This is a genomic window from Desulfonatronovibrio hydrogenovorans DSM 9292, assembly GCF_000686525.1.
Lineage (GTDB): Bacteria > Desulfobacterota > Desulfovibrionia > Desulfovibrionales > Desulfonatronovibrionaceae > Desulfonatronovibrio > Desulfonatronovibrio hydrogenovorans.
In genome coordinates, this window is the sequence record NZ_JMKT01000015.1 from 204,230 (window position 1) to 215,034 (window position 10,805).

Sequence of the window (10,805 nt, forward strand, 5' to 3'; positions counted from 1 at the left end):
TGATGGGAAAAGATAAAATAGTGGTCGAGTGAGTATGTATTCCAAGCTTCAGGAACTCCCGCCGAAATGGGCCAGATTTTGCCTGAATATCCAGTCCTGCATGGAAGAAATGACTGGCCAGCCCATTAAGGACAGCCATCTGCTTATTGCCTTTTCAGCAGGACCTGATTCCATGGCTCTTCTGAGGATTCTGGATTTTGTCAGGCAAAGGGCCAGAATTAGATTAAGTGCTTTTCATGTCAATCATATGCTTCGGGATGAGGCCAGGACTGAGCAGGATTTTGCTGTTCAGGAATGTTCCCGCCTTGGCATTCCCATCCAGTGGGTTGAAGTAGATGTCAGATCCTTTGCAAAGGCAGAAAAAATCGGAACTGAAGAAGCTGGAAGAAAACTTAGATATGAACATCTGCTCAAGGCTGCATCCCGGGATAATGCTGACTATATCCTGACGGGTCATCAATTGAATGATTTGGCTGAAGATATGGTTATGAGACTGTGCAGGGGAACAGGCTGGCCCGGTCTTGCAGGGATGTCCGGATTTGATCCAAAGAGAAAGCTGCTCCGTCCCCTGATTCTTACTCCAAAGCAAAGTATCCTGGATTTTCTGGATGTGATTGATCAGCCATATATCAAGGACCCATCCAACAAGGAAATGAGTTTTCTGCGCAACAGGGTCCGCCATGAACTCATCCCTTTGCTGGAAAACATAAATCCGGGTTTTTTAAAGTCTGCGTCTGGACTGTGGAAGCTGGGAAAGATTGATACGGAATACTGGGACGGACAAATTTCCCAAGTAAAGGTTGTAGAAAGTGGCGATGGAAAATGGTTGCCCCAGGAAAGCCTCTTATCCTTGTCCCAGGCTGCCAGGTTAAGGCTTTACAAGGATGTTCTGGACAGACTTGGGCCTGGTCAGGTCCTTTTAGGCAACCTTCTGGATTTGGACCGGCTCTGGGCCAAGGGAGATGGCAACAGGGAAGTGGGGTTTCCCGGCAGCAAAATTGCCAGGATAGTCAAGAAAGGCATTCTGTTTGAACAAAATGACATTTACCCGACTTGATCAAGCAAAAACCCTCCTGCCCGGTACTCTGACCAGTAGATGTTCTTTCTGTCTGGAAGGTGAAAGCCCACATGCCCGCCGTATTTAGGTATTTCCAGAAAAAGATTTGAATTTTTTGAGGCCTGTTCCAGAGGGAAACAGGATGGAGTCAAAAAGGGATCGTCCTGGGCCTGGACCAGGAGGCTTGGAACACGAATGTTTTGCAAAAATTGCAGGCAGGACGCCCTGGCATAGTAATCCTCAGCGTCCCGGAACCCATTCAAAGGGGCTGTGTAACGATTATCAAAGTCGTGAAAAGTCCATATCCTGTTCAGATCTCTTGCATCAACAATCCGGGGGAACATCTCTGCCTTCAGGCGGATCTTCGCTCTGAGACTGCGCATGAAGTACATGACATAAATGCGGCTTACACTTGAGTCCAGCCTGGCTGATGATGCGGATAAATCGCAGGGCACGGAAAAGGCAACAGCAGCCCGGACCTGGGAAGGGACCTGTTCAGGAGCTTCCCCCAGATACTTGAGCAGCTGATTACCCCCCATGCTGAATCCTACAAGGAAAACATTCTTATATCCCTGTTTGACAACATGGCGGATTACCGTATCCAAATCATCAGTCACACCACTGTGATACAGGCGGGGCAGACGATTGGGAGTGCCCGAGCATCCCCGGAAATTCAGGCACACTGCATCCATCCCCAGCCGGGTTAAACGCCTGGCCATACCCAGAGGGTATTTTTTGCGCGAATTTCCTTCCAGGCCATGACTTATAATTGCGGCTGTTTTTTTATCTGATTGCGGGCTTAGATGCCAGTCAATATCCAGGAAGTCTCCATCCGGAGTATCTATGCGTTCCCGGACAGGATCAGTGTCCGGCACAGGACGAAACAAGGCTGGATATATAGTGTGTATATGGCCGTTTTTAAACGGTTGAACCGGGGTGTAGCTGGGGCTTGGTAAAACCGGCATGTTGATATTTAAATCATCCTGGTTAAAGTCACCTCAAGATTAAAATCCTTCCACCATTCTTGAAATGCCTTCTGGTCTGTAAAAAGACAGGATTCAGAACCTGACCATGAACCGAAACTGTGTTAAAGAACCATAACCCAGAAAAAAGCGGATTTTAAGCGACATCTTTCCTGAAATTTATTGTAAATGATATTTTTCGAAAGCTGGTATGTCAAACATGACAGCCAGTATTACTGGTCAAGAGTATTTCCGTCGAAAACAGGATGCCTTGAAGCTGCTGGCAGGGCTGTCTGTAGTGTAGATGTCATTGGGGAGAGGCAGTCATACCGAAGTGGATTATTGAGCAGAAGACAGGAGCAGGCTTGGGGTTAAGCTCTAAAATGATGTTAGCCAGTAATTGACCAGTCCAACGAGTTAAAGTAACTACCCGGCGGGATAAGGACCAAATCTGATTCGCATGAATTTGATAATTTTAACGGAGGAAAAGTAAGAAGTGGAAATAGATCTGCAGTTGGCCAATGAGAAAAGGGTGATTCTGGGCAGGGACTTTCTGACCTGGCTCTGGTTCAAGAGTGAACAGCAAAACGGCATGTTCAAATCCCGGAGTGGAGAGGATTTTTCTCTATACCTGGAACAAAAGGTCGTTGTCGAGGGCGGAGAAGGAGAAAGTCTGGAAAAGGCTGTATGCACCGGGATGATGTCTGAACTGCGTGAAGCCAAGCTCGGTCTTCGGACCGGGAAGAAAGTCGCTCAGGCAAAGATAAGGCTGGAGCAGGACGCCAACGAATGGATCATGCAGGTGGATGCCTCGGACTTCATCTTTTCAGGACTGAAGACTCCAAAGGTGGACACCAAAGTAGAGGAGGGGGATGATCCAGACAGCATTCTCCTGGAAAAGATGTTTCTTGTGGAAAAAGCGTTGGGCTTTCTTGATGATATTTACACCGGGTTTGTGGACCTCAGGCTGTCCATTCATTGGCAGGGTGAGGTGGAGTCTTTTAAAAAGTGGCTCTATAGGGATGAGGATTAACAGGAATCATTCTTCATCTTCCAGGGAAAGTGGTCTGGTGAATAATTTATACTGATTTGCACAAATCAGTGGATGGGGCTATACTGACCCTACTTTTACAGCCAACCAAAGCTCAGGAGAGTGATGACTAAAGAAAAATGTTTTGATTCTGTCCAGGTCTTTGGAGAAGTCCTGTTTGACGTATTTCCTGATCAGAAAAGAGTTCTTGGCGGGGCTCCCTTTAATGTCGCCTGCCACCTTAAGGGATTTGGTCTGGACCCTCTTTTCATGTCCAGGGTGGGCAATGATGATCTGGGCAAAGAGGCTGTCAGGGCCATGGATTCCTGGTCCTTATGTCTGTGTGGTCTGCAGCTGGATAAAGTGCGACCTACCGGAACAGTCCGGATCAGATTCAAAGATGATGAGCCCTCATATGATATCAAGGACAATGTGGCCTATGATTATATAGCTTGGGAAATGCCGAATCTGCCCGGTTCAAGGGGCGCAGGGCTTATCTATCATGGCACTCTGGCTGCCAGAAATCAGGTGTCTGCTCAAAGCCTTTATAAAATGATCCAAAGTAACGGGTCTTGCGTTTTCTGCGATATCAACCTGCGAGATCCCTGGTGGAGCACAAAACTTGTCCGGGATATCCTTTCCTGGTGTTCCTACCTGAAAGTCAATGAGGATGAATTAAGGGTTGTTGCTGATGTCTCGGGCATTGGAGGATCATCGGACATTCGGAAAACAGCCAGAGCACTGCAGCTCAAGCATAATCTAAAATGCCTGATTGTCACCCTTGGCTCTCAGGGTGCAGGACTTTATCCGGCCGGGGAAGATGATTATTTTTCCGAAGCTCCTGAGGTGTCCGGTTTTCAGGACAGCGTGGGGGCCGGGGATGCCTTTTCCTCTGTCTTTCTGCTGGGGCTGGTAGAGGCTTGGCCCTGGGAACAAATTCTTGCCAGAGCTGTTTATTTTGCAGCCAGGATCTGCCAGGTCAAGGGGGCTGTTCCAAAAGACAGGTCTCTTTACCGGTCCATCAGACAGAAATGGGAGCAGGAGCATGCCTAAGTCAAAAAAGAACAAAGGACTATATCTTGTCCACCTGAGCATCCATGGGCTGGTCAGGGGGTACGACATGGAGCTCGGCCGGGATGCAGATACCGGAGGTCAGGTCAAGTATGTGGTTGAACTGGCAAGGGCCCTTGGAAGGCGTCCTGAGATTGCCAGGGTGGACTTGATTACCAGGAGGATCCTTGATGAGAAAGTCGATCCTGTGTACGGGAAAACCATTGAAAAATTGGGAGAAAAATCCAATATCGTCCGGATTCCCTTTGGCCCCAAAAGGTATTTGCGCAAGGAAGTGCTCTGGCCCCATCTGGATGAGTTGACCGACAGAGTTCTTCAGTATTTCAGAAGGCTGCGCATGGTTCCGGACATAATTCACGGCCACTATGCCGATGCTGGACTGGCCGGAGCAAAGCTGGCTCAGCAGCTTGGCATCCCCTTTATTTTTACTGGCCACTCCCTGGGTCTTATCAAGAAGGAGAAGCTTATTGATAAGGGAAGAACTACTGATTTCATCGAATCAAGATACAACATATCCACGAGAATAGAAGCCGAAGAGATGGCCCTTGGCAATGCGTCCATGGTGATCACCAGTACCTCGCAAGAAAGGGATGAACAGTACCTGGAATATGATAACCACCATTTTTCAAGGATCAGGGTGATTCCACCAGGAGTAGATCTGGAGAGGTTTTATCCGTACAAACGCGGACAGAAAAAGCCGGCAATCGCAGATGAATTGGAAAGATTTCTTCATAAACCTTCAAAACCCATGGTTCTAGCCCTGTCCAGACCGGACGAACGTAAAAACATCAGCACGTTGGTCAAGGCTTTTGGAAATAATCCAGAATTGCGCCAGGCTGCAAACCTGGTTTTGATAGCTGGCAACCGTCAAAACATAAGAGACATGGATGCAGGCTCCAAACGGGTCCTGACCGGCATTTTGCTGGATGTTGATAAATATGATCTTTATGGAATGGCAGCTTATCCCAAAAACCATCACCCTGATGACGTGCCTGAGCTGTACCGTCTGGCGATGAAAACCAAAGGCGTGTTCGTCAACCCGGCTCTCACAGAGCCCTTCGGCCTGACCCTGCTGGAAGCCGGTGCAAGTGGTCTGCCATTGGTGGCTACTGACGATGGCGGGCCCAGAGATATTATCGGCAATTGTCAAAATGGTATTCTGGTTGATCCTTTGGACGAGGAAAAGATGGGACAGGCAGTACTGTCCTTTGTTCAGGACAGGAAAAAGTGGAAGCAGGCCTCAACAGCCGGGATCAAAGGAGTCAGGAGACATTATTCCTGGGAAACCCATTCCAGACGCTACATCAAGGAGATTTTTACCTTGATCTCCCCCAGGATTGAGCCAATGCCCAGACTGCCCATAATCAAAAGCAAGCTGCCTGTGTCAGACAGGGTGTTTGTCACTGATATCGATAATACCCTGCTGGGCAACAGAGCATCATTGAAAAGACTTTTACGATACCTGACCAGATATAAGGACAATCTGGTCTTTGGAGTGGCAACGGGCCGAACCCTGGAAAGCACGTTGAATGTCCTGGCTGAGGAAAACGTGCCCATACCTGAGATCATCATTACGGCAGTAGGGAGTGAGATCTACTATGGACCGAATATTCTTAAGGATCATGGCTGGAGCCGACATATCGACTACAGATGGAAACCGGAAAAAATAAAAAAAATAATGCGTGAAATCGATGGGGTGGAACTCCAGTCAGAAGCAAATCAAAGGGAGTTCAAGCTCAGTTATAATTTTTATTCCGATGCTTTTCCCGGTGTCAGGCATATTCGCAAACTCATGCGCAGGAATGATCTGCATGCCAAGATAATCCACTCCCATGCAAAATTTCTTGATTTCTTACCCCTGAGGGCATCCAAGGGGCTGGCCATAAGGTACATCTGCATGAAATGGGGAGTTGATTTTAAAAAGGTCCTGGTGGCAGGTGATTCAGGAAATGACCGGGAAATGCTCTCAGGAAACACATTAAGCGTTGTTGTGGGCAATTACAGCCCGGAACTCAAAACTCTTACCCCGGGGCCAACCACTTACTTTGCTGCAGATGGTTATTCAGCCGGGATTATAGAAGGCATGAAACATTTCGGTTTTTTGGAGGAGATTGATGGTACTAAGAACTGATGAAATAGAAATTGCTGACCCTGAACTGAGAAAGATAGTTTATCTTTTTTTGCGTGAACTTGTAAAAAAGGAAAAGGTCTTTATCCTGCGCTCGGAATTGGAAGACCATCTTGAACTGTTTTTTGAGGATCAGGATCATGCTGAATTTCAAGACGAGCAGGTATTTGATATATTCAAAAGTTCCCAGGTGGCCTGTATTTCCAACCCCTGGGTTTATTTGTCGGTCCGTCCTCAGATCGGACAATGGCAATATTTTAGGTTTCATGTGGATGATGTCTTGTTTGATGAGATTGATGTTCATGATTACCTGCGTTTTGAGGAGATGCAGGTCAACAATACTTCAGGGACCGACGATTTTCTTTTGGAAATTGATCTTGAACCTTTCAACCGTGAATTTCCAAAGCTCAAGGACTCATCTTATATTGGAAAGGGTGTGGAATTTTTGAATCGGCATCTTTCCGGCAGATTCTTTCATCCCACAAAAAAAGGTTATGAAAAGCTGTACGAGTTTTTGCGCCTGCATCAATGCGAAGGCTGTCCATTGATGCTCAACGACCGGATTGATTCTCCCTCCCAGTTACGGGATGCCCTGCGTAAGGCAATGAAATTCCTTAAAAAGAAAAGCCCGGATACCAACTGGCCAGAGGTGGCCAGGGAAATGAAAGATCTGGGGTTTGAGCCGGGATGGGGCAGGGCAATTGATGATGTTCTGGAAAACTTCGAACTTCTCCAGGAGATCCTTGAAGCGCCTACCCCCAGGATTCTTGAAAGGTTTTTAAGCAGAATCCCCATGATCTTTAAAATAGTGATTGTTTCCCCCCATGGATATTTTGGCCAGTCCAAGGTCCTGGGAATGCCGGATACAGGCGGTCAGATCGTCTATATTCTGGATCAGGTCAGAGCCCTGGAAAAAGAAATGCATATCCAGATTAGAAATCAGGGCCTGGATATTGAGCCCAGGATCATAGTTTTGAGCAGACTGATTCCTGAGGCTGGAGATACGACCTGTAATCAGCGTCTTGAAGATATTGTCGGGACCAGAAACGCCAAGATACTGCGGGTCCCGTTTCGCTACCCCAGTGGAGAAATTGTTAAACACTGGATATCCAGGTTTCATGTCTGGCCATTTCTGGAGAGATTCTCCCTGGATTCCACCAATGAAGTGTTAGGCGAACTTGGGGGCAGACCTGATCTGATCATCGGCAATTACTCCGACGGCAACCTGGTGGCCTCCCTTATGGCCAAAAAACTCAAAGTGACCCAGTGCAATATCGCCCATGCCCTGGAAAAATCAAAATATCTCTTTTCTTCCCAGTACTGGAAACATAAGGAAAGTCAGTACAGATTTTCCAGTCAGTTTACAGCTGATCTCATCTCCATGAACATGACCGACTTCATCATTACCAGCACCTACCAGGAGATTGCCGGGACCGAGGAGAGTGTTGGTCAGTATGAGACATACCAGTCCTTTACCATGCCCGATCTCTACAGGGTGGTTAACGGCATTGATGTGTTTGATCCCAAGTTCAATGTGGTCTCGCCAGGGGCAGATGAGAATGTCTACTTTCCATATCATGAAAAGGATCGACGGCTTCTTGAACTCCACGAAGAGCTTGATGAGTTTGTTTACGGTCCTGAAGGCAGTCAGGCCAAGGGACAGCTAAAAAGCAGGGACAAGCCTCTAATCTTCACCATGGCCAGGCTGGACAAAATCAAGAACCTTCCTGCCCTGGTCCGCTGGTATGGACAGAATCAGAGGCTGCGCAGTCTGGCCAACCTTGTGGTGGTGGCCGGATATATAAACAAGGATGACTCCAGGGATGAAGAGGAACGCTCCTGCATCGATGAGATGCATGCTCTTTTTGAGGAATTCGGCCTTCATGAACAGGTCCGCTGGGTTGGAGCCAGGCTGGATAAAAATATGACTGGCGAGCTGTACAGGTATGTGGCCGATTCCAGAGGAGTTTTTGTTCAGCCTGCCCTTTTTGAGGCCTTTGGTCTGACTGTGGTTGAGGCCATGAGTTCAGGTCTGCCGACTTTTGCCACTATATTCGGCGGACCCCTGGAAATAATCGAGCATGAGGTTTCCGGATTTCACATTGATCCGACTCATGGAGATAGGGCAGCTGAAATGCTGGCTGATTTTTTTACCAGAAGTCAGGATGATCCGGAATTCTGGGACAAAATATCCATGAACAGCATTAAAAGAGTTGAGGAAAAATACAACTGGCGGCTTTATGCCCGAAAGCTCCTGTCTTTTTCCAGGATTTACGGATTCTGGAAATACGTTTCCAACCTGGAACGCGAAGAGAGCAGGCGATATCTGGAAATGTTTTATTCCCTCAAAATGAGAAGCTTGTCCGTATAACCGCTTGTGATAACTGATAAAGTTAAATATAGGCTTCAGGTTCAGGTTTTTGGATAAGATGAAAAGCCGATTCAGACAGAATAAAATTACAGGCGAATGGGTGATATTTGCTCCTTCCAGGCGCAAGCGTCCAATGGACTTTGTCAGGGAGGTGGTGGAGGTTGAGCAGCCAGAATATGATCCTGAGTGTCCATTTTGTCCAGGAAATGAAGACGCCCTGGCCAGGGTGGTTTATGAGGTCAAGGATGACAGATCAGCAATCTGGTCTTCCCGGGCAGTCCTGAACAAATATCCGGCCCTGACCACAGAGGGGGAAAGCTCCAGAAAGACCAGGGGCATATATCTTGAGGGGGGCGGCTATGGCTCCCATCTGGTCATCCTGGAGTCTCCCAAGCACAATCTCCAGCTTGGAGACATGAACCAGAAACAGATTATGGCTGTGCTCAGGGCCTACCACCATTGCTACTCCATGCTTTCTGATGATCCCGGGATAATGATGGTCATGCTCTTCAAAAATTTCGGCAGATCAGCTGGCGCTTCCTTGTTTCATCCGCACTCCCAGATTGTTACTTCCAGTGTTGTCCCCAGATTCATTAGGGAGCGGGAACGCGAAGAACAGAGGTACTATGATGAAATGGGCAGATGCGTCATGTGTGATATCCTTGAATTTGAATTCCGCAAAAAAGAACGACTGATTTTTGATAATCATGGTTTTGCAGTATTTGTCCCTTTTGCAGCTGAGGTCCCCTTTGAGGTATGGGTTGTTCCACTAAGACACTGTGCAGATTTCAATGATACCCAGGAGGCAGAACTTGTTGATCTGGCTGAAGCCATGGAATGGGTTCTTAAAGTCTTCAAACTCAGGCTGGGAGACCCTGACTATAACTTTACTGTCAATTCCTGTACCAGATACAAAAGTGGGGAGCCCCAGCTGCACTGGTATCTTAGGATTGTTCCCAGGCTTACCACCAGGGCTGGCTTTGAAATTGGATCAGGCATGTGCATCAATCCATCCATGCCCGAACTAGATGCGGAGTTTTTAAGGGGTTGAGCATGGGCACTAGAAGACCTGGGTGTACATGGCAGCCCAGAGGTTGGAGATGAGAATTATGCGGCGTTGGGCATTGTTCTTTATTGGATTGATTTCTTTTATGTACCTGTTCTTTTTTCTTGAGCCTGCAGCTTCATTGGTGCTTGATGGTCAGATGAATGAAGTGAATGGCCTGCCCAGAAAAGAGATCAGCATCAAGGGGCAGAGTATAGTGGTGGAAGTGGCCAGGGGGGGAGCTGTAAACCATGGGCTCATGTTTCGGGAGACTTTGCCCTGGGATAAGGGAATGCTTTTTGTTTTTGAGCCTCCCAGAAGGACTGCCATGTGGATGGAGAACACATTTATACCCCTGTCGGTGGCGTTTATCTGTGAGGATGGATACATATCAAATATTAAAGAGATGAAGCCACTGACCACTGATCTTCATTATTCAAAGGGAATTGCTGCCTACGCCCTGGAGATGAATCAGGGCTGGTTTGAAAATAATGGAATCAACCCTGGTGACCAGGTTGATCTGAACAAAATAAAGGCCTGGGAATGATTTTTTCACAAGCCAGATAAAATTAAACTCCGGTCTGCAGGCGCCACCCAGCACCTGGCAGACCGGAGTTACGACCTGAAACAATCTCAGGCCGGGAGGAGGGGCATTGTCAGCTCAGGTTTCTGCCGGACCTGAACAGTCTGGCAAAAACTTCTTTGCGGTTGTAGAGTCTGGGTCCCACGCTTGAGACAGCCCTGGGATGAAACTGGTTGGGCCGTTCATGGAACAGGTAGATGACCCGGACCGCATTGGGGTCACCAAGGACGGCATTGGGGTATATCTTTTTGACTTCAGCCAGCCTTTCTTCAGCCAGCTGCTTCATGTCATCCAGATCACCGAAATGCATGGTCCCGGTCGGACAGCTCTTGACACAGGCCGGCACAAGTCCGTTGGTGACCCGGTCATTGCACATGTCACACTTGGACATGATCAGACTTTTTTCGTTTTCCCTGGGTATGTCATAGGGACAGGAATTGCGGATTTCATCAAAGAACAGGTTCTGGGTGCGCTGGGTGAACAGGATAGCTCCTGTGTTCCAGTCCTCCAGGATGGCCTGTTCATCGTCCATGTCCCCGACCATTTTACAGGGCGGGC

General features: G+C 47.8%; 9 protein-coding genes. 7 read left to right on the forward strand and 2 right to left on the reverse strand.

What is annotated here, in order from left to right; translation table 11 throughout:
• Positions 1-34 precede the first annotated feature (34 nt).
• The gene (gene tilS, locus P771_RS0112875; protein ID WP_035244525.1) at positions 35-1,057 is read left to right on the forward strand and encodes a tRNA lysidine(34) synthetase TilS; all 1,023 of its coding nucleotides are present in this window, start codon (positions 35-37) and stop codon (positions 1,055-1,057) included.
• Here tilS and P771_RS0112880 read toward each other — a convergent pair.
• A complete protein-coding gene (locus tag P771_RS0112880) occupies positions 1,045-2,022 on the reverse strand; it encodes a YheT family hydrolase (protein ID WP_028575460.1) in 978 nt (325 codons plus the stop codon). The two genes, tilS and P771_RS0112880, sit on opposite strands and share 13 nt — an antisense overlap.
• A 493-nt stretch (positions 2,023-2,515) precedes the next feature.
• Between P771_RS0112880 and P771_RS0112885 the strand changes: the two genes are divergently transcribed.
• The 6 genes from P771_RS0112885 (at position 2,516) to P771_RS0112910 (ending at position 10,211) form a co-directional block, all read left to right on the forward strand.
• Positions 2,516-3,052, forward strand: coding sequence for a hypothetical protein (locus P771_RS0112885; RefSeq protein WP_337833577.1), 537 nt, complete (start codon positions 2,516-2,518; stop codon positions 3,050-3,052).
• 123 nt (positions 3,053-3,175) lie between these two features.
• The gene (locus P771_RS17615; protein ID WP_035244527.1) at positions 3,176-4,102 is read left to right on the forward strand and encodes a carbohydrate kinase family protein; all 927 of its coding nucleotides are present in this window, start codon (positions 3,176-3,178) and stop codon (positions 4,100-4,102) included.
• The gene (locus P771_RS0112895) at positions 4,095-6,251 is read left to right on the forward strand and encodes an HAD-IIB family hydrolase (RefSeq protein ID WP_028575462.1); all 2,157 of its coding nucleotides are present in this window, start codon (positions 4,095-4,097) and stop codon (positions 6,249-6,251) included. Before P771_RS17615 ends, P771_RS0112895 begins: the two co-directional genes overlap by 8 nt.
• Complete coding sequence (locus P771_RS0112900; protein ID WP_035244529.1) at positions 6,235-8,619, forward strand: sucrose synthase; 2,385 nt, start codon at positions 6,235-6,237, stop codon at positions 8,617-8,619. The genes P771_RS0112895 and P771_RS0112900 overlap by 17 nt, the downstream gene beginning before the upstream one ends.
• A gap of 49 nt (positions 8,620-8,668) precedes the next feature.
• Positions 8,669-9,670 carry a galactose-1-phosphate uridylyltransferase gene (galT, locus tag P771_RS0112905; RefSeq protein WP_028575464.1) on the forward strand — a complete coding sequence of 334 codons (1,002 nt, stop codon included), beginning with the start codon at positions 8,669-8,671 and terminating at the stop codon, positions 9,668-9,670.
• Positions 9,671-9,824: 154 nt separating this feature from the next.
• Complete coding sequence (locus P771_RS0112910) at positions 9,825-10,211, forward strand: DUF192 domain-containing protein (RefSeq protein ID WP_161635980.1); 387 nt, start codon at positions 9,825-9,827, stop codon at positions 10,209-10,211.
• 109 nt (positions 10,212-10,320) lie between these two features.
• On the opposite strand, the gene P771_RS0112915 is transcribed toward P771_RS0112910, so the two are convergent.
• On the reverse strand, positions 10,321-10,805 hold a 485-nt coding region (locus P771_RS0112915), incomplete at its 5' end, for a 4Fe-4S dicluster domain-containing protein (RefSeq protein WP_028575466.1).